Consider the following 25,138-nt stretch of genomic DNA (forward strand, 5'->3'; position numbering starts at 1 on the left):
ATCCAAGTCATAGAGATATGAATAGGATATTATTATTTTAAAAATAGACCAGCACAGACTACAGAACATATAACCGCATTTTTTTGATTGTAAATGACAGAAAAAGCCCGCAGCAATGCGGGTTTTTCGCATTTATGAGACGAATAGAAAAACACATGCGACAGTTAAAAAACGGGTAGCAACGAATAGAAAAGTCGTTCGGACGTAGCATAAAATGCATCACTATTATTATTATTAACTTTGCATCGCATTTTTTAATGATGCGCAAAGAAAAGAAAAAAATCTCAATAATTCCAAAAATTCAAACGTATGAAAACCGAAAGACAAATCCTAAAACGGAGTCGACGCTGGTTGCTGGTGGCCGGGTGGTTGCTGGCATGTGGTGGCGGCTTGATGTCTTGTTCGGACTACGACTTGGATGAAACGACTCCCGATGGATGGGGAGCCAGCATCTATAGTTGGCTGGACGAACAGGGGAACTACACCAACACGGTACGTCTGATTGATGAACTGGGCTTTCGTGAGGTGCTGGCTAAGACAGGCTCTCGAACACTCTTCGTGGCCGACGACGCAGCCTACGACCGGTTCTTTAAGAACAACTCGTGGGGCGTGAAGCGTTATGCTGACCTGACAGTATCACAAAAGAAACTGCTGCTCTTTGGCAGTATGATGAACAACTCGATGCAGCTGAACAGTCTGCCCAGCGTGGAAGGCAATCCACCCAGAGAAGGTGAGTGTATGCGTCGCTATTCGTCGAGTTCTACCTACGACTCGGTGGCTGTGCTGACGGCCTCTCAGATGCCCGACAACCGCTATTGGAAACCCTATCGCGAGGCCGACAAGCCCATGGTCTGCATGACGGACAACTCGCAGGTGCCTCTGGTGCAGTTCATCGAGAAGCAGCTCACCAACAAGCACATCACCAATGCCGACTATGACTTTATCAACAACTATACCACCACCCGTAAGGCTGGTGATGCCAGCATCAATGGTGTGTCGGTGGACGAGCCGAACATCAAGTGCTCGAATGGTTTTATTCATAAGATGGCCGAGGTAATCACCCCATTGCCCAACATGGCCGAGCTGATTCGCAGTAAGCAGAACGTCAGCATGTGGAACAGTCTGCTGGAGCGTTTCTGTGCCCCCTTCCCCTTGGACAAGGAGGTGACACGACAGTACAACTATCTGTATGACGCCAATGTGGACACGGTGTTCCAGAAGCGTTTCTTCTCAGAGAAGTCGCAGGGCGGCAAGGCTGTCAACTCAGCCCCAAACAACGGTTCAGTGAGTGGACTGCTGAAGTTCGACCCTGAGTGGAACGACTATTATACAGGTTTGAACGACCAGGAAGGAAATATTGCCATGCAGCGCGATATGGCTGTGATGATGGTGCCTTCCGACAAAGTCCTGACAGACTATTGGAACAATGGTGCTGGTAAGGTGCTGCGCGACTATTATGGCAAGTTGGAGAACGTGCCCAACGACGTGATTAACGAGTTGATTAACGTGAACATGCTGGGTTCGTTTGTTAACTCCGTACCTTCTAAGTTCTCGGGCATCCTGAACGATGCCAACGACCCCATGGGTGTGAAGGTGGAGGATATCGACTCTGTGTGGCTGGCTTGTAACGGTGCTGTCTACCTGACTAATAAGGTATATACGCCGACTGCCTTTGTCAGTGTGTCTTATCCTGTAATTATCAACGAGACGATGAACATCATCAAGTGGGCCATCGATAAGGATGTGCTGCAATATAAGGTGTATCTGAACTCGCTGAATTCAACCTACAGCTTCTTTATTCCCAGAAACCAGGCTCTGCTTCAGTATATCGACCCATGCTCGTATGGCAAGAACCAGCGTCAGCTGTTGCGCTTCCACTATGACAAGTCGAAGGTGAGAATGGCAGAGCGCGTGTGGGCCAGCGTATGGAACTACGACCCTGAGACGGGTATGGTGGGCGACTCAATTGGCAGAATCACTGATGAGTATACCATTAAGAACCGCCTGAAGGACGTGCTGGAAACCCATATTGTGATTGGTAATGTGGAGGATGGCCATGAGTATTTCCGTACCAAAGGTGGCACAGAGATCCGCGTGAAGAACGCCAAGGCTGGTGCCAATGGCATGACCGTGGAAGGCAGTTATCAGATGAACGAGGGAAAGCCCCTGCACGTGACACAGGTGTACGACCAGACCAAGGGTGGCAACGGCAAAGCCTATATCCTGGACGACGAGCCTATCATGACAACCCGCAAGACCGTGCGCGACGTACTGGCCGAGCATGAGGAGTTCTCAAAGTTCCTGGAACTGATGGATGGCAGTGGACTGTTCGAGAGCGTCCACAACAAGCGCAATGCAACGGCAGGACAGAACGTGTCGGCATTCAACACCTATCATTATACTGTATATGTGCCTTCGAATGCCAGCATTCAGGCGCTGCAGGATGCCAAGAAACTGCCTACCTGGGACCAGGTGGAGGCTTATGAGAATGCAGGCAACCTGTCGGCCAAGACACGCGACTCGCTGAAGATTGTGAACTTTGTGAAGTATCATATTCAGGATAATGCCCTCTTTATTGGTGCCGAGAAAGACAGTGCCGACTTCGAGACGGCTGTGATTGACCCCTCTACAGAGCGCTTCTATCGTTTGACAGCCAACCTGACGGACGATGGTATCACCATTGTGGACCAGGCTTGCAAGAAGGATCCTAACCACAAGCGCCAGCCGGTGAAGGTGGTGACAACGAATCCTCGTCTGTATAACCTGATGGCACGTGAGTATCAGTATGACACTGCTGATGCGAAGAAAGCAAATAATATCGAGACGAGCTCATCGGCTGTTATTCACCTGATTGACAAGCCGTTGCTGCTGGATATCTCTCAATCTGTGGATGATTAGGAAATTAAAAAATAAAAACGCTACAGTTATGAAACGATTAGGTATTATTATATTTTCATTTTTTAGTTTCCTGATGACTGCTCATGCCCAGAAAGCGGGTGATGTGATTAGTGGAACGGTGACAGACGACTTCGGTCCTGTGATGAGAGCGAACGTGGTGGAGCTCGATGCGTCGAATCGTATCGTGGCCGCTGCCGTGACTGATATGAGTGGAAACTTCTCTTTCCGACTGAAGAACCCTAAGGATAAGCTGAGTATCTCGTATGTAGGTTATAAAAAGGTGATGCTGCCTTTCAACAAGACACATTTTAATATTCACCTGCAGGACGATACGATGATCGACGATGTGGTTATCACACAGAAGAAACGTACACATGGTTCAGGACTTTCTATTCCTGTCGACGAGATCTCTACCTCTCAGCAGAGCATCAGCATGTCAGAGTTTGAGGGTCTCTCAATGACCACGGTCGACGAGGCCCTGCAAGGACGTATCGCCGGTTTGGATATCGTGGCTGGCGGTGACCTGGGTAAGGGCACATCCATGCGCCTGCGTGGTATCTCAACCATCACTGGTAACAGTGAGCCGCTGATTGTGGTCGACGGTAATGTGTGGGAAACCAATATCAACGACGATGTGTCGACCATGAACGAGGAGAAGTTTGCTGAGTTGCTGAACGTGAACCCTGAGGATATCGAGAGTATCTCGGTGCTGAAGGATGCTGCTGCAACAGCCATCTGGGGTTCGCAGGGCTCGAATGGTGTGATCGAGATTAAGACCAAGCGTGGCTCTCGTGGTGCTACGCGTGTAAGCTATAGCTTCCGACTGACGGGTACCTATCAGCCCAACGGCTATAAGATGCTGAATGGTGACGAGTATACCATGATGCTGAAAGAAGAGTATTTCAATCCCCGTATGAGTGATGAGGCCAGTAACATCCAGGAGATTAACTATGATCCCTCGTTCTCGGAATACGAGATGTATAACAACAATACCGACTGGCTGAAGGAGGTGAAGCAGGTGGGATGGCGCCAGAACCACTACCTCTCACTGACGGGTGGTGGCGACAAGGCTCACTTCCGTATTGGTGCTGGTTACGACCACGAGACGGGTTCTATCATTGAACAGCAGTTGGACCGTTTTACCTCGCGTGTGAACCTGGACTATTTCGTGTCTGACCGTATCAAGATCGAGACCAACATCGCGCTGACGTATACGAAGAACAAGCGCAACAACGGTGACCTGCTGTCTATTGCCTATAATCGCATGCCTAACCTCTCTATCTATGAGCAGGATAAGTATGGCAACGACCTGGACGACTACTACAGCATGCTGCCCACGGCTCACTCGGAGTTGCGACGCGACCAGCTGAACCTGAAGAACCCTGTGGCCTTGGCTTATGAGGCTAAGAACGATGGAACGAGCTATAACATCGCCCCTGAGTTTAAGTTGCGCTACAACCTGCTGAGTCTGGACGATAACGAGACACGCCTTAACTATGAGGGTAAGGTGGTGTTTAACATCTTTAATAGCTATGACGAGACGTTCATGCCTTTGTCGCTGAGTACCAAGGGATGGAATGATGCTGGCTCGAACAACGAGACGTCGTCGGCCAACAGAGCTACTTCGGCTTCGTCGAAGACCTTGGGTGTGACCATGACGCATACGCTGACCTTTACGCCTGCATTCAGAAACCAAGACCATGCCATGACGATGCTGCTCCGTGCGCAGTCTACCAGTGGAAACTCTACTAACCAGAACACGGGTCTGTGGGGACTGCCCAGCGGTTCTACCCAGAGCACCTCGGCCGAGGGTATCATCGATAACATGACAACAGGTAGCGGACAGTGGCGTAGTGTTTACTTCACCTATTCTGCACACTATGCCTATAAGGGACGTTATATGGCCGACTTCACCGTTCGTCGCGACGGTAGTACGAAGTTTGGCGAGGACGAGCGCTGGGGTAACTTCCCTTCGTTCTCTCTCCGCTGGAACGTTGGTAAGGAGGAATGGTTCAAGAATGCTCTGCCTTTCGTCTCTATGCTGTCTGTTCGTCCAGGCTGGGGTATCAGTGGACGTCAGCCTGACTCTGAGGGACTGTTCTATAGTAAATATAACGATGGTGCCGGCTATCTGGGTGTAGGTAGTGTGGCTCCGCAGAATATTCAGATGAAGAAGCTGAAGTGGGAGCAGAAAGAGACCTATAACCTGGGTACTGACTTCGGATTCTTCGACGATCGCATCACGGGTAATGTGGAGTTGTACTGGCAGTACACCAGCGACCTGCTGATGAAGGACCGTGGTCTGCCTACCTCTTCTGGCTTCTCGAAGTATAACATCCAGAACGTGGGCGACATGAAGAACATTGGTTGGGAGTTCAACCTGAATGGTAACCGTATTATCAAGGCAGGTAAGTTCTCGGCCGACTTCAACGTGACGTTTGCCAACAATAAGAACGAGATTACCGCTATGGATGAGACCTGTCTGGCCAGCCTGAACAAGGAGTATGTGGCCTCGGGCAACAACGGTGGTAACAATGCGCCTTATCTGACGCGTGTGGAACTGAATGCTGCTTTCGGTAGTATCTATGGCTTCCGCTATAAGGGTGTCTATCAGTACAGCGACTATAGTGCTGTAGAGGTGCCTGGCGTGAGCGGACCTAATGCGCCTGTGGCTCGCGATAAGGACGGTAACGTGATTCTTGACGAGAACAACATGACCAAGCCGATGATGTACTTCCCTGGCTCGGTGAGCTATCAGTTCCGTGGTGGCGATGCCATCTATGAGGATGTGAACAGTGATGGTCAGATTAACGAACTCGATATCGTTTACCTGGGTTCTTCACTGCCTAAGTTTACTGGTGGCTTCGGTTTTAAGCTGAGCTATGGACGCCTGTCTTGGAACAACCAGTTCAACTTCCGTTATGGAAACAAGATTATCAACCAGTCGCGTCGTAATGTAGAGAAGATGTATAACAACAACAACCAGAGTCGTGCCGTGAACTGGCGCTGGCGTGTTGAGGGCGACATCACCTCTATTCCTCGTGCACTTTATAATGAAGGCTACAATGCCTTGCCTTCTGACCGATTTGTTGAGGACGGCTCGTTTATCCGTCTGAACTACTCACAGATCAGTTACTCTTTTGAACAGAAGGTCATCAAGAAGTGGGGACTGAACCAGTTGAGCCTGTATGTGTCGGCTAACAACCTCTTCTGTCTGACCAAGTACTCTGGCTCTGACCCTGAGGTGAACTATAGCGGTATAAGCGGTACGGCTACTGATAATGCCCAGACACCGCGTGCTAAGTCGTTTACTGCTGGTGTGACTATTCAATTCTAATAAAAAAGGTAAAAACAGAAAAGACATATGGAAAAGACAATATATAATAAGGTCCAAAAGGTGGTGAAAGGAGTATTGCCCCTGAGCCTTCTTACCTTTTTACCTTTGTTGAACTCCTGCAACGACTTCCTGGACCTCAAGCCTCAGAATGAGGTGGTGCTCGAGAACTTCTGGAAGGAGAAAGCCGATGCTGCCAGCGTGCTGACGAGCTGCTATGAGTCGCTCGAGAGCAACGACGCCCTGAACCGCATGCTGGTGTGGGGTGAGCTGCGCAGTGATAATATGAAGGCCGGTGCCAGTACGCCGAACGATCTTAGCGAGATTCTGAAGGAGAGTCTGCTGCCTTCTAATCCCTATTGTAACTGGGGAAAGTTCTATGAGTGCATCAACCGCTGTAATACGGTGTGTTACTATGCACCGCAGTTGCAGAAGATTGATCCTAACTATACGGAGGCCGAGATGAAGGCTAATGTGGCAGAGGCAACAACCCTTCGTGCACTGGCTTATTTCTATCTGATTCGTACGTTCCGCGACGTGCCTTACTGTACTGTTCCCAGTATTGATGATAGGCAGAACTATGTGCTGCCTGCCACCAAATTTGATGTGGTGCTCGACACACTGATTACCGACCTGGAGAGTATCAAGGGTGATGCCGTTCGTCGTTATTTCGTGGACGAGAGTCCCAGCGCTTGGCAGAACTCTTGTAAGATTACGCGTTGGGCCGTTTATGCCCTGCTGGCCGACCTCTATCTGTGGAAGGGCGAGTGGGACAATGCTATCAAGTATTGTGACTTGGTTATCGACTACAAGCGTCAGCAGTATAATGATATGCTACAGCTCTATGGCAATGTGAATAATATCGACCTGATTGACAGTATTCCGATGATCCTGGAAAAGCCTGTGGGAATGACAACCTGCGGTAATGCCTATAACGAGATCTTTGGCGAGGGTAACTCTTTTGAGAGCATCTTTGAGCTTTCTTTCAAGTCGCCCCAGTCAACAAAGAACGACATGGTGAGCAAGTTCTTTGGCAACCAGCGTGAGCCGCAAGGAAACCTGAGTGCCAGCGACCTGCTGTTCAAGGATGTGGCACAGGGCAGCAACACGCTGTTTAAGAAAACCGATGGCCGTGCCTATGAGGGCGGCGAGTTGTCGGGCTCACGCTACACCATCTGTAAGTATGTCAGAACAAATGTGTCGTACAGAACAAACCCTGTACCCAGCACTGAGAAGGACCTGGCACTTTCCAAGACCCTCCGCTCAGAGTCTGAGGCTTATGCCAACTGGATTATCTATCGTCTGAGTGATATGTTGCTGATCAAGGCTGAGGCTTTGATAGAGCGCGGTCAGGGTGATGACTTCGACAAGGCTTTTGCTTTGATTGACATTGTGAACAAGCGCGCCAATGATGCTGTTGGCGGTACGCGTAGCAGTACGCTGAAGAAGACCGACTATATCGACTCGAAAGCTGCTATGGAGGATCTGCTCATCGCAGAACGTCAGCGTGAGTTCCTGTTTGAGGGTAAGCGCTGGTATGACCTGGTTCGACTGGCACGTCGTGACGGTAAGAATACGCGTTTGGTGAACCTGGTGACACGTAAGTATCAGGAGAATGTCAATGCGCTGAAGATTAAGTTGGCCGATCCCAACATCATCTATTTCCCCTATGCTAAGAGTGAGCTGAAGGTGAATCCGCTTCTGAAGCAGAACCCTGCCTTCCTGACTGGCGAGGATACGGAGTTGACAAAGTAATGGATTTTGGATTTAAGAGTATAGAACAATGATAACCAATAGCATAAAACATTTCCTCATGGCAGGCCTGCTGTTCTGCGGCTTTGCCACGGTCATCACATCGTGTGTTGACAACGACGATAATGTTCCTGAGAACTATTACTCGTCAACGAAGCTGACGGCCGCCCAGTTCCTGGAGGAGCGTCCTGAGCAGTTCAGCGAGTTTATCGCCCTGCTGAAACGTACGCCTTACTTCTCGATGCTGTCAACCTATGGTACATACAGCTCGGCTGGTTTGCTGAAGTATACAGTGTTCGCACCTACCAACGATGGTGTGGACAACTATCTGAAGCGTATGGGCTATGCCAGCATCTATGATATCCCTGCAGCCACCTGTGACACGCTGGTTCGCACGCATATTATTAAGAAAGGTGCTTTCTTTACCACGGATGTTAGCGAGGGTGCACTGCCTGAGTTGAACATGGATGATTCTTATATTGTCTTGTCAAGTGATTCTGACGTGAACAACAATAATAAGATTATCTATTATATCAATAAGAATTCTCGTATCATTGAGCGCGATGACTCTGTGACCAATGGTGTGGTGCATGTGTTGGACAACACCATCTCGTCGAGCAGTCTGATGCTGCCCGACAAGATTGCGGAGGACTCTATTCTCACCTTGTTCTCGCAGGCCCTGAAGATGACGGGTATGTGTGATTCTCTGATGAAGAACATGGATGAGACCTATTACTGTGGTGAGGATTCTGTGAATACGGGTACGATGGAGCGCTGTACCAGTGGTAGTCAGCAGTACACCCGCACCTTCTGGGTGGGTAAGCGCTACTTTAAGTATACAGCTTTTGTTGAGCCCGACTCGGTGTTCCACAGACATGGTATCTATACCATCGAGGATTTGCAGAAATATGCCAAGAAGGTATATGATGAGACTTATCCGGAGGATGCTGGTCTTTACGACAATGACCCTCATCACCGTAAGAACCCGCTTAACCGTTTTGTGAGCTATCACCTGCTGAACCGTGTGGGACAGTACAACAGCTGGGTGGTGTCTGGTACTATCCGTGAGCGCTGTCTCGACACCAAGCTGATTGACCCTGAGGAGTATTACGAGACCATGTGTCCAGGCACCATCGTACGTTTCGCTGGTCCTGCCTCTGGCCTGTATATCAACCGTCGTGGTGTGGGTGAGAGAAAGGATCGCGGCTTCTTTGTTCGTGGCGTTAAGGTACTTTCTCCCTCGGAATCTGGCTCTGTTGACCAGAATGCCATCAATGGCGTTTATCACTATCTGGATGATATCCTGGCTTATACGCCTGAGGTTCGTGATGTGGTGCTGAACCGCCGTATTCGTATTGATGCCACAGTGCTGAGTCCTGATTTTATGAACTGTAATGGTCGTGGCCGTTACGGCGAGGATATCCTGACAGGATTTAAGAATGGTTATATTTCCGACTGGGTGACAAGTAAGGAGACGTTTGTAGGTGTACATAGCGATGTGGATTACTGGCACTCTTATCAGGCTAATGCCGTCTGCGTCAGTGGTCTGTTCGACGTAACCTTTAAGTTGCCTCCCGTTCCATCGGGCACCTACGAGATCCGCCTGGGTTATACGCCTGGTGATGAGCGTGGTGTGGTTCAGGTGTATCTGGAGAATGAGCCATGCGGTATTCCCATTGACCTGCGTGTCTATGGCGGTGATCCCAGCATTGGTGCTGTTCCTGATACGGATGATGAGGAAGAGAATATGGCTAATGACAAGGCCATGCATAACCGTGGCTATATGAAGTCGACTGATGTGTGGCATCCAGGCGGCGGTGATGACTCTATGCGTACGCTGAGTCCGCTGCGTCGTATCCTGACCACCAAGACATTGAGTGCAGACAAGACCTATCACTTGCGTTTCCGTCAGTGTCTTGACGACAACACGCGTTACTGGTCGTTCGACTATATTGAACTGTGTCCTAAGAGCGTCTATGGAAGTCCTGAGGGCGAGGATACACATTAATTAAATATAGATCAAAGAAATTTAATCGTTATGAAGACTATAAATATAAAGCATTATCTCGTGGCCGCTGCACTGTGCTGTGGTGTGGCAACAGCCCTCACTGCTTGTGCAGAGTGGGACGACCATTACGATGGCGGCGCGAGTACGGGTAGTGACCTCACCCTTTGGCAGCAGTTGCAGGGTCGTCAGGAGCTGAGTGAGTTCTGTAAGCTGCTGGAGCAGACGAAGGTGTTCCGTATGCACAAGAAGACTGTTGTTAGCTATGCTGACCTCCTTAATGGTGGACAGTCTTTCACCGTTGTGGCTCCAGTGAACGGCTCGTTCAACTGTGACTCCCTGTTAAAGCTGGCTGAGACAAACCAGGGCGACTCTGTTGTCGAGAAGTCGTTCGTGCTGAATCATATATCACGCTCAACAACGTCTTTGAGAAGCGATGAGCAGACCATGCTGCTGCTCAACTCAAAGTATGTGACGCTGGGTGGCGATGCCATCCAGGGCGTGACGGTGAAGGAAGCTAATGTGCATGCCAGAAATGGTGTGATACATGTTGCAGCAAAGCCGCTTCCCTATCAGATTAACCTGTATGAGGCGCTGTGCGACCTGCCAGAGATGACTGGCGTGGGAAGTGTTCTTCGTCAATACGAGCAGGATTATTTCGATGCTGATGCTTCGGTGTCGAGTGGCATCGTGGAAGGTGTTCCCGTATATGTTGACTCGGTGGTGTACGAGTATAACCGTATGTTAGAGAGAATTGGTCTGATTGATGCGGAAGACTCTCTTTACTGGGTGGTGGCTCCAAACACCGAGGGATGGCAGAAGGCCTGGAACGAGGCTTCAAAGTATTTCGTGTATGACTCGTCAGTGCTGAAGAACGACTCTATTCAGCAGTATTGGACGACCCATGCGCTGATGTCGGATGCGATCTTTAACCTGAGAGATCAGCGTTCAACAGAGGATTCGCTTGTCTCTGTTCCTTACCTCAGCTGGCGCCGACAGCTCTATGTTCCAGGCAAGCCCATCAGTCATGTGTTCCATAAGACTTTTGCTGAGGGCGGCATTCTGAATGGCGCCGAGAAGATTAGCTGCAGTAATGGTGTGCTTTATAAGGTTGACGAGTGGCCATTCACACCTGAGCAGACCTACCTTCAGCCTATTTGGACGGAGGGCGAGAGGGTAGACCTTATCACGGAGTATAATGATAAGCTCTGCTCGTATAATGTTCGTCGTGAGGTGGGAGACAGTATCTCGGAGGACTCTTATCTGCAGATTGTGCCCAGCACGAGTACGGCTAACTGGACGATTACCTTCCGTTTGAACAATAACCTTGCTGCCGACTATGATGTTTGTGCAGTGCTGCTGCCGAAGACTGTTTCGAATGCAAATGATACGGATTTGAGACCTTGCAAGTTCAGAGCTACCATCAAGTATGCGGATGCCACGGGTAAGATGCAGGAGTTCAACTGCAACAAGACAACCTTTGTCTCGGATCCTGAGAAGGTTGACACGATTGTGCTGGCAGAGAACTTCCATTTCCCTGTTTGTAACTATGATCAGAGTGCCATCAAGGCCACTGTGACCCTGACATGCTATATTTCTGCGAAGGAGACGTCGAGGTATGATCGTGAGATGTATCTGGACTGTATCTATCTTCGTCCACGAATCTCTAAAGTCGAATAACTATGAAGAAATATCTAATATCTGTAGTCATGCTGTTGGCTACCATCTCGCTGACAGCACAAGAAAGAACGGAGGCTAATACCGACCGAATGAAGGTGGTGACGGGTAGGGTGATCGATGCTGCTACGGGTCAGCCTTTGGCGGGTGTCATCGTGTCGGCCTATGGCAACCAGCGTCAGACAACCATGACCGACGAGACTGGTAGCTATGAACTGCACGTGCCCGAGTATACACGTTCTGTGATGATGCGCATTGATGGTTATGCACTTCAGCAGCGTGCCATCGCAGAGGGAAAGGCTGATGCCCGCTTATATAGCAACGCCTTCAGCGCTACCTATAAGACGGCTACCTCGGCTGTGCTGAGTGCCGAGGCTAACCAGTTTGACAATACATCGGAGTTTAGTATCGACCCGCTCATCTCTCAGCGTCTGGGTGGCGATGTCCGCACTGCCAGTCGCAGCGGAATAGCGGGTATGGGAAATACCATGTTTATCAATGGCTTCAATTCGCTGAATGCCAATGCGCAGCCCCTGGTTGTTATCGACGATGTGCTGATGGATATGCAGTATTCGCGTGACCTGCTGCATGATGGCTATTTTAATAATCTGCTGGCTAACCTGAACGTGAATGATATTGAGTCGGTTCAGGTGCTCAAGAATGGAACGGCTCTCTATGGCGCTAAAGGTGCTAATGGCGTTATCGTCATTAAGACTAAGCGTAATAAGTCGATGGCTACCAAGATTGACGTGACCATCAATGGACGCTATGAGCTGGTGCCACGTCAGTCTGAGATGATGGATGCCGAGTCTTATCGCCTCTATGCCACAGAGTTGCTGTCGGGCAAGGTGAATCCTAGCTTGATGAGTAAGATGAGGTTCCTGAACAACGAGCCCACCTATTATTATTATAACCAGTATCACAACCAGACCGATTGGACTGACCTGGTTTACGAGAATGCTTTCTCGCAGAACTATGGCATTAACGTTCAGGGTGGTGATGATGCGGCTTCGTATAACCTGTCTGTGGGTTACTCGCTGGGTAACAGTACGTTGAAGAATAACGATTTCTCGCGCTTCAACATGCGACTGAACTCGGACATTGTGATTACCAAGGGACTGGATGTGCGTTTCGACGCCTCTTACAGTGATGTGGACCGTGACCTGCGTGATGATGGCGCTCCCGTTGATCCCCTTGGCACGGTGATTACAGCTCCTGGTTTCCTGAGTCTGACAAAATCGCCCTTCCTCTCTCCTTATGCATTCGACGTCAGTGGCCGACAGAGTCATTACCTGGCTGAGGCCGATGACTATCTGATGAATGGTGATGCCTTGATGTTCCAGGGACGCGGTCGTTTGGCTAACCCCCTCAGTCTTCTGGAGAACGGTGAGGGAAAGAATAGAAATGCCTTTGGTAACCGTTTGGTGACCTTTGCCATCACACCGAAGTATGAGATTAACAAGCACCTGAATGTCAGCGAACACTTTGTGCTGGGACTCGTGAATACGAATGAGAACTATTATCTGCCTATTCAAGGTGTACCTCCCTTCCTGGTTGATGGCTTGAGCGATGACACAACACTTAAGAATGAGGTGCAGAGTATGACGGCTCGCGAGACTATGATTCAGAGTGATACACGTTTGACCTGGCAGAACCGCTACCATGCACATGACATCACAGTGAAGGGTGGTGTGCGTTATCTGAGTACCGACTATACGCGTACTGGTCAGAAGGGTTATAACTCTCCTAACGACAAAAAGCCTAATATGGTGACCTCACTGAGTTTCAAGGATACCAGCGGTGCCGACGATCAGACACGTGAGATTACTTGGTATGCGCTGGCCGACTATGGTTATGCTGAGCGATATTATGTGAACGCAGGTTTCTCGGCACAGGCTTCTTCACGCTTTGGCGAGGATGCCAACGGACTGAAACTGTTTAATACTGTTTGGGGACTCTTCCCCAGTGTTGAGGCTGCCTGGGTGATGAGCAATGAGCAGTGGCTTGCAGGTGTTAAGGGTGTTGACTACCTCCGATTGAATGCTGGTTTCGATGTGACAGGTAATGATGATATCGACTATATTGCGTCGCGTTCTTACTTCGTTTCAAAGCGTATGCTGGGTGAGAAGGGTGCCACGGGTAAGATGATTGGTAATATCGGTAATACGGAACTGCAGTGGGAGACCACACGTCGACTGACGGCCGGTTTGGAGAGTAACCTCTTTGGCAATCGTGTGAATGTGCGCTTTAACTTCTTTAAGAGTTGGACTTCCAATCTGCTTTCTCTGAGTCAGTTGGCATGGACTAGTGGCTTGGATCAGAACTGGGGTAATGATGGTAAGCTCGAGAATACAGGCTTTGACGTGCATCTGGGATGGAAGGTGCTGGCCATGAAAGACCTGACCTGGGAAGTCGGTGCGTCATTAGGTCATTATAAGAATGAGGTGACTGCTCTTCCTAACAACAATGGCTCTATTGAGACAGATATCTATGGTGCTACTATCCAGACCAAGGTGGGACAACCCGTTGGCTTGTTCTATGGCTTCAAGACTGCAGGTGTGTACACCACAAACGATGCTGCAAAGGCTGATGGCTATTATGTTGTTAAGGAGAATGGCGAGAAGGCTTATTTCCAGGGTGGTGATATGCGCTTTGTTGATATGGACGACAATCGCTGTATTGACGACAACGACCGCACAGTTATTGGTGATCCCAACCCCGATATCTATGGTACCATCAACACGACACTGACCTATAAGCGCTTCACGCTGCAGGCTGTGTTGAACTATTCATTGGGTAATGATGTGTACAACTACCAGCGCTCGTTGCTGGAAGGTGGTGCTTACTTCCTCAATCAGACCACGGCGATGCAGAACCGTTGGACCACGGAGGGACAGCAAACTGATATTCCTCGCGTCAGCTATCTCGACGAGATGGGAAACTCTCGCTTCAGCGACCGCTGGATAGAAGATGGCTCTTATCTGCGTCTCAGCAATGTGACGTTGAGTTACCATCTGCCCATCCAGAGCACTTATCTGCAGGGCATCACTATCTGGGGCAGTGCCACCAATCTCTTTACGCTTACACGCTATCTGGGTAGTAACCCCGACTGCGCCATGGGCTCAAGTGTCCTTTGTCAGGGCATCGACCGTGGTCTTCTTTCGGCTGGCCGCTCGTTCTCACTTGGCGTTAATATTAACCTCTAAAACATTCAAGGCATGATGAATAAGATATATCGATTCCTTTGCACTGTCTGTGTTGCTTGTAGCTTCATGGCTTGTGCAGATATGCTTGAAACAGACTCGGAACTCGTGGAATACGAGAAGAACAATACTTTGAACCATCCTACTGACTCTGTTTATAGTGTGCTGGGTATCCTCAATAAGATACAGGTCATTGCCGACCGCACGGTGTTGCTTGGCGAAGTACGTGGCGACCTGGTGACTACTACTGATGCCGCATCGGCCGATTTGAAGAACCTGGCTAATTTCGAACTGTCGAAAGATAATCAGTATAACCACGTGAGCGATTACTATGCTGTTATTAACAACTGTAACTATTACATCGCACATGTGGATACAGCCATGCAGCGTCGTGGACGTTATGTGTTCAGAGAGGAGTATGCTGCTGTGAAGGCTTTCCGTGCCTGGACCTATCTTGAACTGGTCAAGGCTTATGGTCAGGTGCCTCTGGTGCTCACTCCTATGATGACCGAGCGTGAGGCGCGTGAGGCCATGGCGCTTCAGCGCAGCGACATCAAGGCCGTGTGTAACACGTTTATCGATGACCTGACTCCCTATGCTGATGTGGAACATCCTAACTTCGGCACTATCGATGGTAAGAACTCCGACTATTATTTCATCCCCATGAAGGCGCTCCTGGGCGATCTTTGTCTGTGGGCTGAGAAATACGAGGAGGCTGCTCGTTGGTATCATGACTATCTGAACGACAGAGAGAATCCTGTCGTGATGGAGTATAATAATCGCATCACCTGGTCTACGGTATCTTCTTTTGATGAGAGTCATATCAGTGATCCCTATAGCATCTGGACCAGTGACGAGATGCTGAGCTATATCCCCATGGAGGAGCAGGTGTTCAATGGTCATGTGAGTGATCTGGAGAATATCTTCAGCTCTACGGTGAAGAACAACTATTATTATCAGCTCGTTCCGTCGCGTGGTATGTACCGACTCTCTGCCGATCAGATTTATTGCATTAAGTATAAGGCAGAGTCTTCTACGACCATCGATACGCTTTATGCGCCTCGTACGGATATGTATGATGAGACTTTTGTTGGCGACTTGCGACTTCATTCTAACTACAAACTGAATGCTTTGAGTGGACAGGATGCTTATTCTGAGAGATCATCGTTCTATCAGAGAATATATAAGGTTGTAGGTAGCCGTATCATGACTTATCGTAGTCCGATGGTTTATCTGCGTTATGCCGAGGCTTTGAATAGGGCTGGCTATCCGCAGTCGGCCTTTGCAGTGCTGAAGTATGGTCTCTGTAATGATAATCTTGGTAAGATTGACAAGGAAGAGCAGGACGCTGCTGGCGACTTGATTAGCTTCTCGCCTGCTTTCTTTACCTTCGAGAATACGCGTGGTATTCACTCTAGAGGTTCTGGCGACAGCGAATGCAATGCTTATTATGTGATGCCAATGCCTGCCGCGGCCTTGAACAGTCGTCAGGACACCATCAATTATCAGATTCCATTGGTTGAGGATTTGATTGTCAACGAGATGGCTTTGGAGGGTGCTTTCGAGGGTAATCGCTTCTTCGATTTGGTTCGCGTGGCTTCGCGTCCTGGTCGTGATGCCTCATATCTGGCCGATCGTATTGCCAATCGTGGTGGAGACTTGAATGTTTCACTCCGTGCGCTGTTGATGGACAAAAACAATTGGTTTTTACCTCTTCCACAGTAAAATGTGACAAGAAAGCGAAAAAAGTCCTATTTTTATGGCAATATTATCCAAAAGTGAAAACAACTGAAACATAAGAGATAGTGAATTACACATAAAGTGCGTATCTTTGCACTGTGATTAAGAGCAAAAATTAGTAGTGATTCATTTTATAGTTATAGTTAGTAGTTGGATTTTAGTTTTGTAGTATATTAGTTATGGTAAACTAATGAAAGCGGCTGCCCGTATGTGAATATAGGCAGCTGTTTTTTTGTGTCTTTTTTGTGCATGTTTCATTTTTGATTGTGTTTTTGGTGTGTTTTTGCTAAAAATGATGTGTTTTTATCGTATTTGTCTCACAAAATTGTACGTGAGACATAAAGAAAACATAATTATACTTAACAAAAAGTTCATCTTTTGTTTTTTTTTGTAATTTTGCCCCACATTTATAAAAATTTTGCCATAACAGAATGAGACGTACTATACTATTACTCCTTTTAACCATACTGTATGCAGGGTCGATTTTTGGCCAGGCTGCTCAGTTCTTTCCTTCCGATCGTTTCTCAAGTAGTCTTGTTTCTGACCTATGTCAGGACCAGATGGGATCTGTATGGGTTGCTACAGACTACGGACTGAATAAGTTCGACGGCTATCGCTTTGCTTATTATCTTCACGATGACAAAGATCCATCGTCAATCAATGTCAATGTGGTGGTTACGCTGTTTTGCGATAAGGATGGTCGTCTGTGGGTAGGAACCAATCGCGGTCTGGATCGTTTTGATCCGGCAACCGAGACCTTTGTGCATTATCCCTTCCCTAAAAACCTGCATCCTCGTGTGTCGAGTATCATTCAGCGACGTAAGGATGGTGTAATTATGGTGGGTACGGCTGGTTACGGCGTGTTCTCTGTCGGTTCAGACGGTAAGATGAAGGAGGTGGCTTTTGATCCCAGCGACCAGTTCTTTAGCCGTTTCTTTGAGGACTCTCGTGGCCGTCTTTGGAAAAGTGGTTTCGACGATGCCATTGTGATGTATGATGGCAAGAAGAGAAAGGTGTTTCATTCTGCTGTGGGAAATCCGCAGGCTTTCGTAGAGTATGGCGATGAGCTTCTGGTGGTATGTCTCCACGGATTGATGTCTTACCATAACGGTCAGATGGCTGTTTCTGATATCGACCTTGGTGTGGCAGCAAAGAAAGAGGCTGTGTTTAATCATGCTACCATGACTGGCGACGGATCTATATATATAGGTACGCGCGGACAAGGTCTTTATCGTTTGGCTTTGAATGCCTCGCGTAGATTGGAACATGTAGAGATTGATGCGGCGGGTGTTGACCCTAATACTGCTAAGATTAATTGCGTGATGAGCGACCGTGGTGGTAACCTTTGGCTGGGCTGCCACCGTAAGGGCTTGCTGATGGTGCCTTTGCGTCCGGTTGACTTCAACAACTGGAGTTTCCAGTCACAGGGCATTAGTCTTGGTTCATGTATCTCGTCTGTGTGCGAAGGTGATGAGGGCATGGTATGGTGCACTGTTCAGGGTGTTGGTATCTATGGCTTTAATAAGCACGGACACGTGGCGGCTCATCCGTCAGCACCTGAGGCTGTCGAGTTTATCTTCCGTGATAAACAGAAGCGTTTCTGGGTGGGTACTGATGATGGTCTTTTTGCTTATGACCCTCAGACAGGCCGCTATCAGTTGAAGGTGACCTTCGACTGCGACCGCTTTAATGATATGACCAGCGATGATAAGGGCCGAATTTATATCTCTACCTTCTCGCGAGGCTTCTGTATCTATGATCCAGAGACAGGCAGCCTGCGCAATCGGAATTTCTCTGAGCGTGATTCTGTGCGTGGTTGGTTGTGTAATAACTGGATCATGGGCATGTCGAGTGATAATAGAGGATATATCTGGATGGCCACCTCTTCGGGTGTCTCATGCTATGATCCCCGTACAGACAGCTTCCGCTCGCAGGGATGGAACTCTCAGCTGGATGGTGTTGTCTGCTTCGATGTGTGCGAATTGCACAGCGGTAATCTGGCTGATGGTCGTTCTCTTGATGGCTGTATTGCTATAGGCACAGAACAGGGACTCTATCTCTATGATCGTCATTCTCGTCGTGTGGAGCGCTTCCCTGGTAGTGATCAGCTTGCCAATAAGGCTATCTGCTATATTGTTCAGTCGAATAACGGTGACCTGTGGTGCTCTACGTCTCAGGGCATATGGCAGTATAAGCAGTCTTGCCATAGCTTCATTGGCCATATCAATGGCAATGGTCTTGTTCAGAAGGAGTTCTTATATGGTGTAGGTATGCACACTAATGACGACATGGTGTTCTTTGGACATAATGACGGACTGACCGTCTTCGAACCAAAGAACGTTAATGCGGCCAACCCCTCGTTGGCTCCCCTGCAGTTGACAGCCTTCCTCGTCAGCGGTCAGGGCGTTAATACCCGTACCGTGCTGAATGGTGTCCGTATCACGGAGGTGCCTGTCAGTCAGAGTGACCATTTTACTCTTAGTTATCTGGACCATACCATTACCCTCTGTTTTTCTCAGATGAATTTCGATAACCCCATGAATGTGACATACGAGTATCGTGTCAATGGTGGTGAATGGATTCGCAATAGTGCGGGGGTTAATGACTTTACGTTGAGTCATCTGCAGCCAGGTACCTATCGGATTGAGGTTCGTGCCCAGCAGGGTAATGAGTATACCCCCGAGAAGGTCGTTGTGGTAACGATCCGTGCGCCTTGGTATCGCACGACGTTGGCCTACATTATTTATTTTACAATCCTGCTGATTCTGGGTGTTTATGTGTTCCTTGCCTATCGTCGTCATACGCATGAGCAATTGAACGAGGACAAGATGAAGTTCCTGATAAATGCAACCCACGATATCCGTTCACCGCTAACACTCATCATGAGTCCGTTGGCCAATCTGAAACGTCATATTGGCGATGAGAATCCTGACGCACTGCGAGACATCGATACCATTGACCGCAACGCCAAGCGAATCCTGAACTTGGTTAACCAAATTCTGGATGTGCGTAAGATTGATAAGCAGCAGATGCAGTTGCATTGTCAGAAGACCGACCTTGTGGCCTATACCCAGAGTATCTATAAGATGTTCGAGTATAATGCTCGCGAGCACAACATCACGTTCACCTTTAAGCATGACATGGACTCGCTCGATATATGGATTGACCGCAGTCAGTTTGATAAGGTGATTACTAATCTGTTGTCCAATGCTTTTAAGTATAGTTATGATGGAGGTAGTGTGGAAATCCGGCTCTCACAGAATGACCATCAAGCCATTCTTCAGGTGTTAGACAGTGGACAGGGTCTTGACAGTGAGAACCTGAAGCATATATTTGAGCGTTTCTACCAGGGCAGTAACTCACGTCGCCTGCATATTGCAGGAACGGGTATTGGTCTGAACCTCTGTAAGATGATTGTGGATATGCACCATGGTTCCATCGAGGCTCACAACCGCAAGGGTGAGAGCGGTGCAGTCTTTGAGGTGTGCCTGCCTCTGGGTAATGGTCATCTGTCGCCTAATGAGATTGATGATACACCGGAGGAGATTGAGGTGATTGAGCCTGCACCTGCAGCAGCGCCTGCTAAGTCGGGCACGAAACATCGTGTGCTTATCGTTGATGATGATGCAGAGATTGGCCGTTATATCTCTACCGAGTTGGGCAAATACTATAAGTTTACGGTTTGCTCAAATGGTAAGGAAGGTATCAAGGAACTGCTCGCAGGCAACTACGATGTAGTGGTGAGTGATGTGATGATGCCCGAGATGGATGGCTTCACCATGCTGCGCATGATTAAGACGAGCGTCAAGGTGTCGCATGTACCTGTCATCATGCTGACGTCAATGTCTGATGTGGCACATCGACTGGAAGGTCTGGAACGTGGTGCCGATGCCTATCTGGCTAAGCCGTTCGAACTGGAGGAACTTCACATGGTTATTGAGAACCAGATTCAGACGCGTCAGCGCTTGAAGGGGAAATACAGTGGTGCTCAGCAACAAGCCGACAAGGTTGAGACTGTTGAGGTGAAGGGTAATGATGAACTGCTCATGGAGCGCATCATGAAGTCGGTGAACAGAAACCTGTCGAACAGTGACTTCAATGTTGACATGCTGACACAGGAGGTTGGTATCAGTCGTGCACAGTTGCATCGCAAGATGAAGGAACTTACCGGTATATCCACCAGCGAGTTTATACGAAACATCCGCTTGGAACAGGCAGCTCGTCTGCTGCGCGAACAGAAGGTCAACGTTACCCAGGTGGCTTATACCGTTGGCTTCTCGAACCTGGCCCACTTCTCCACCATCTTCCGCAAACACTTTGGTATAGCTCCTTCAGAGTATGCCGAACAAGAGGGAGAGGGCGACTCAGAATAAGCATTAAACACTGTTATTTATAGCGTATAATGGCCGTAATCAGCATGATTATGGCCATTATACGTATTGTTTTGGTCTTAATAGGGTAATATTGCCGTTTGTCTCGTTAGTTTTTCTATTTGTTGCGTTTTTCAAATGTTACAAAAAAAAAACACAATGAAACGCCCCAAAAAGTGCGTTTCAGACAAACATTTTATCTTTGCAACCGAAAAAATCACATTATTATAAATATTTTATTAACTAACTTTATTGCAAATGAACAAAACTTTCCGCATGATGTTCGCGCTGGTACTGATGGTGCTTGGCGTGACAACTGCAAACGCAGAGAAGGTGTCCCTTCAGGATGTACCTTTCTGTGTGTGGGATGGCTGGACCGCTGATGCCAAGAGCACCAGTGATGCCACTTGCGCGTGGGTTCTTGATGAACCCACAGACTTGCCTTATGGCGATCCCAGTGTAATTAACTATGCTGACCTGTCGGCTTACACCAAGTTGATTGTCGAGGTGACAGAAGGTTCTCCTCGTTTCCTCCTCAACCGTGACGTTGATGAGGGTCAGTGGAATGCTACCGAAGCAGAGTCTCACCTGATTGATAATACTAAGGAAGGTTGGTCTGCTAAGTACTTCTCTAAAGAAGGTGACAACACTTATGTTGTTGACCTGAAGGCTATCGTTAAGGACAAGGGCTTCTGTCACCTGCACTGTATTAAGGGTGCCAATTGGGCCAATGTTACCGTAACGAAGATGGAGCTCGAGAAGGCTGCTGGTGCTGTTGTTTCTGTAGGTTGGAACAACCTGATTAACAATAGTAACATGGAAGGTGAAGACAATAGCAGCTTCTTTACTAAGTTGAACACTGGCGACGACGCTGGTACTGTACTGGCTTCTGAGATTCAGGATGAGGTTGGTGTTGATGGTAGCCGTGGTATTGTTGTGGCTGCTGGCGACAAGACAAAGGATCCTTGGGACAACCAGTTCTGGTTCCGCTTTAATGAGCCCGTACCCGCAGGTACTAAGTATCGCGTAAGCTTCGACTATCGTGCTGATGAGGCTGCTACCGTAGCTACTCAGGCACATGCTGAGCCTGGTGATTATATCCACTACGATCTCTTTGGAAATCTTGAATTTGATACCGATTGGAAGACCTTCGAGAAGGAAGGTACTGTTACTGCCGATCAGTCTAAGGACGATAAGAAGTTCCTTTCTGTTGCTTTCAACCTGAACGATGATTCTCATCCTGGTGCTAACAACTATTATTTCGACAACATCGTATTCGAGGTTTATAAGCTCGGTACAATGGTAGAATACTGTGAGGACTTTATTAAGATTGACTTTGGTTTCGATACCAATATCCCTGCTTTGGTGAAGGCTACAGGCAAGCCCCGTCTGCTTTTCCCCAAGAACTGTGTTAAGGTGACTGTTGATGGTGAGGTTCTTGAAGAAGGCGCTATTACTTCTGTAGAGGGCTTTGCTGATGGTCGTTTCTACATTTTCCTTGAGGAGAATATTGATGGAAATAAGGTTGAGGTGAAGTTTACAAACCCCAGCGATCCTGCCTACCACCTGGTTTACACCTCTGCTGCTGTTGAGGGTCAGGATGTGGCTAACTATGATGGTGAGGCTACTCTGAACGAGGATCTTTCTTTCGATTACATGGACTCTTATGCCTATATCATGGTAACACCTATTATTATTGAGTCTGATCCTGAGCAGGGTTCATTCAACCTGCCCAACAGTCTGAAGAACTTCAACGTTACTTTCGATAAGCTTGCTGATTGCACCAATATGGTGGCTACCCTGAATGGTCAGAAGATGACTATCACTCCTGTTGAGCCCGTTGAGAAGACTACTTCTAAGGGCGCTAAGATTATTTGCTCTGAGAAGATTGTGCTGACTCGTCAGGGTGATGCTGACCTGTCTACAGGCACATATACTATTAAGCTTGATAAGGTATATCCTGAGGCTCGCTTAAATGACCTGGAGTTTGGTGAGTACGAGTACTCATTCTATATTGGCCAGGTTGAGGTGAATCCCAACGACACCATTAAGGATGTTGTTGCCAACACCTTCGCTACTTGTGAGGCTGGTGGTATCCCCGAAGGCTACAATGTGAAGTTCGGTGAAGAGGAGCGTACTTACGAGTCTACCTACGGTTCTGGCTCACGTATGTTTAACTTCGGCGAGGGTGGTGACTTCTTGAAGGGTCTCTACTTCCGTGAGGGTTATGTACAGTATGGTGCTATGGAGGGTTACGCACTCCAACTCGAGGGTGGTAAGAAATATAGAATCACCTTCAACTCTTGCATGTGGAAGGACAATGGTTCTTCAATGACCTTCTCTATTCTGAATCCTGCCGATTTGGAGGCTGAGGCTTATCTGACAAAGACTATCAATAATACTCCTAACGTCAATGGTAGTCAGAATGCAGTTACTGGTTCTACCTTTACAACAATCGACTTCACTCCTGCAGTAACAGACAACTACTTGCTGCGTTGGAGCGTAGGTGGCTTCAATGAGGTTATCCTTGCTAACGTCGAGATGAAGTACATCCCCAGCACAATGGGTATTGAGGAGACTCAGTTGCTGAACACCGCTCTGGCTAATGCTAAGTCTGCTCTGAATGCAAACTCTGCACCTCGCTATGCTGGTGTTGATTACAGTGCACTGAATGCCGCTGTTATCAAGTACGAGGCTGAGAAGAGCAGCTATACTGCTCCTTCTAAGTTCCAGAATGCTGCTGCTGAGCTGGATGCTCTGACCGCTGCTCTGAAGGATCACCGTTCACTCTGCGACAACTACGATACTCAGATTAAGAAGTCTATCGAAGTTGAGCGCGTAAACGAGGTTTCTAAGTTCAATGCTACTGAACTCTATGGTGAAGTGAAGGCTCTCAACGCTAAGTATCATGGTACTTACGAGTGGGTTTCTAAGGTTGATCCTGAGGATCCCGATGCTGATCCTACCACTGATCTTGTTTACAGCTTTGATGTGCTGACTCAGAAGGATTCTCTGACTGTTGCTGTTAAGGAACTGACAGAGATTGCAACACTGGGTTCTCTGCTCTTCACTGAGGGCGTTTCTGCTCCTGAGAGTGCAAATGGTGGTAAGGCTACTGGTGTGGCTGTTCTGTTCGACCGTCTGCGTCTGGGTCTTGAGACCATTGGTACTTTGTCAAAGGCTCTGAACCTGGATGTTGATAGTGCATTCATTAAGGAGGCTAACACCTGTCTGGTTGACGACGATGCTCTGGCTAATGTTGTTAAGCTGAGAATCAAGCAGCTCCTCTATTCTGATCTGAAGAATGCTGATAGCAAACTGTTTGCTACCACCATCGACGAGACTACTGAGGAGGAGGTTGTTCCTTCTTACGATATGACTGTGTTCGTGAAGAACCCCAACACCTATAAGCAGCTGCCTAACATGGACTTCACTGCTGAGAATGTTCCTGGATGGACTACTCCTGAGGGCTTCAGCAAGCCAGGTCTTACTGTTGGTTGGGGTCAGCCCAAGAACGTTGCAGGTGTTGCTGAGGACTGCATGTTCCAGACATGGGGTAGCGGTTATCGCGTAGAGCAGACTGTTACTGACCTGCCCGCTGGTGTTTACACCATTAAGTATGGCTTCGGTGAGCGTGATGGTGGCGATGGCAACGAGGGTAACCTTGAGGGTAGCTTCGCTTTCGTTAAGCTTTCTGACACTCCTGCTGTAGAGCCCGTAGAAGAGGGTGAGGAACCCAATGAGGAGGATCGCGATCTGAACTTCGCAGCAACTGTTGATGTTACTCACATCGGACAGGCATTCCCCTTCGCAACTGGTAACAATCCTTTGATGATCGAGGAAGTTGTTGTAACAGACGGTGTTCTTACCATCGGTGTTAACGCAGGTTCTAGCTCTCACACGTTCTTCAACGATGTTCGTCTGTTGATGTCTAACAAGACCAATGCCGACTATGCTGCTGCATACAACGAGGTGATTGGTGAGTTGGCTCCCGTCGACAATGTTCGCGAGGCTCGTGTTCGTGGCGTTGAGCTCTACGACCTGAACGGACGTCGCATCGTTTCGGCTAACAAGGGTATCCAGATTGTGAAGAAATACATGACTGACGGTACCGTTCGTATTGAGAAGGTAGTTAAGAAATAAAAACTTTCTTTTCATA

The 25,138-nt window shown here is 48.3% G+C and carries 9 protein-coding genes; all 9 read left to right on the forward strand.

Annotation, left to right across the window (positions count from 1 at the left end; translation table 11 throughout):
- Positions 1-309 precede the first annotated feature (309 nt).
- The 9 genes from M1D30_RS01395 to M1D30_RS01435 all read left to right on the forward strand — a co-directional run bounded on the left by M1D30_RS01395 (position 310) and on the right by M1D30_RS01435 (position 25,122).
- Entirely contained in the window at positions 310-2,898 is a 2,589-nt protein-coding gene (locus tag M1D30_RS01395; protein ID WP_248505477.1) for a hypothetical protein, read from the forward strand.
- A 28-nt stretch (positions 2,899-2,926) separates the two neighbouring features.
- Positions 2,927-6,235, forward strand: a complete 3,309-nt coding sequence (locus M1D30_RS01400) for a SusC/RagA family TonB-linked outer membrane protein (protein ID WP_248505479.1) — start codon at positions 2,927-2,929, stop codon at positions 6,233-6,235.
- Positions 6,236-6,262: 27 nt separating this feature from the next.
- Positions 6,263-7,987: a RagB/SusD family nutrient uptake outer membrane protein gene (locus M1D30_RS01405; RefSeq protein ID WP_248505481.1), complete on the forward strand. Its 1,725-nt coding sequence runs from the start codon at positions 6,263-6,265 to the stop codon at positions 7,985-7,987.
- A gap of 28 nt (positions 7,988-8,015) precedes the next feature.
- A complete protein-coding gene (locus M1D30_RS01410) occupies positions 8,016-9,992 on the forward strand; it encodes a fasciclin domain-containing protein (RefSeq protein WP_248505483.1) in 1,977 nt (658 codons plus the stop codon).
- 30 nt (positions 9,993-10,022) lie between these two features.
- The gene (locus M1D30_RS01415) at positions 10,023-11,669 is read left to right on the forward strand and encodes a fasciclin domain-containing protein (RefSeq protein WP_248505484.1); all 1,647 of its coding nucleotides are present in this window, start codon (positions 10,023-10,025) and stop codon (positions 11,667-11,669) included.
- Between the two features lie 2 nt (positions 11,670-11,671).
- Positions 11,672-14,872, forward strand: a complete 3,201-nt coding sequence (locus M1D30_RS01420) for a SusC/RagA family TonB-linked outer membrane protein (RefSeq protein ID WP_248505486.1) — start codon at positions 11,672-11,674, stop codon at positions 14,870-14,872.
- A gap of 12 nt (positions 14,873-14,884) precedes the next feature.
- On the forward strand, positions 14,885-16,594 hold the full coding sequence (locus M1D30_RS01425; protein WP_248505489.1) for a RagB/SusD family nutrient uptake outer membrane protein: 1,710 nt from the start codon (positions 14,885-14,887) through the stop codon (positions 16,592-16,594).
- Between the two features lie 446 nt (positions 16,595-17,040).
- A complete protein-coding gene (locus M1D30_RS01430; protein ID WP_248505491.1) occupies positions 17,041-20,982 on the forward strand; it encodes a two-component regulator propeller domain-containing protein in 3,942 nt (1,313 codons plus the stop codon).
- A 255-nt stretch (positions 20,983-21,237) separates the two neighbouring features.
- Positions 21,238-25,122: a carbohydrate binding domain-containing protein gene (locus M1D30_RS01435; RefSeq protein ID WP_248505493.1), complete on the forward strand. Its 3,885-nt coding sequence runs from the start codon at positions 21,238-21,240 to the stop codon at positions 25,120-25,122.
- Positions 25,123-25,138: the final 16 nt, after the last annotated feature.

The organism is Prevotella sp. E15-22 (assembly GCF_023204875.1).
In the GTDB taxonomy this organism is placed as follows: domain Bacteria; phylum Bacteroidota; class Bacteroidia; order Bacteroidales; family Bacteroidaceae; genus Prevotella.

Bases quoted from the DNA above. Each gene is read 5' to 3' on its own strand.
- M1D30_RS01395 (WP_248505477.1), top strand. From the start codon at position 310: ATGAAAACCGAAAGACAAATCCTAAAACGGAGTCGACGCTGGTTGCTG.
- M1D30_RS01400 (WP_248505479.1), top strand. From the start codon at position 2,927: ATGAAACGATTAGGTATTATTATATTTTCATTTTTTAGTTTCCTGATG.
- M1D30_RS01405 (WP_248505481.1), top strand. From the start codon at position 6,263: ATGGAAAAGACAATATATAATAAGGTCCAAAAGGTGGTGAAAGGAGTA.
- M1D30_RS01410 (WP_248505483.1), top strand. From the start codon at position 8,016: ATGATAACCAATAGCATAAAACATTTCCTCATGGCAGGCCTGCTGTTC.
- M1D30_RS01415 (WP_248505484.1), top strand. From the start codon at position 10,023: ATGAAGACTATAAATATAAAGCATTATCTCGTGGCCGCTGCACTGTGC.
- M1D30_RS01420 (WP_248505486.1), top strand. From the start codon at position 11,672: ATGAAGAAATATCTAATATCTGTAGTCATGCTGTTGGCTACCATCTCG.
- M1D30_RS01425 (WP_248505489.1), top strand. From the start codon at position 14,885: ATGATGAATAAGATATATCGATTCCTTTGCACTGTCTGTGTTGCTTGT.
- M1D30_RS01430 (WP_248505491.1), top strand. From the start codon at position 17,041: ATGAGACGTACTATACTATTACTCCTTTTAACCATACTGTATGCAGGG.
- M1D30_RS01435 (WP_248505493.1), top strand. From the start codon at position 21,238: ATGAACAAAACTTTCCGCATGATGTTCGCGCTGGTACTGATGGTGCTT.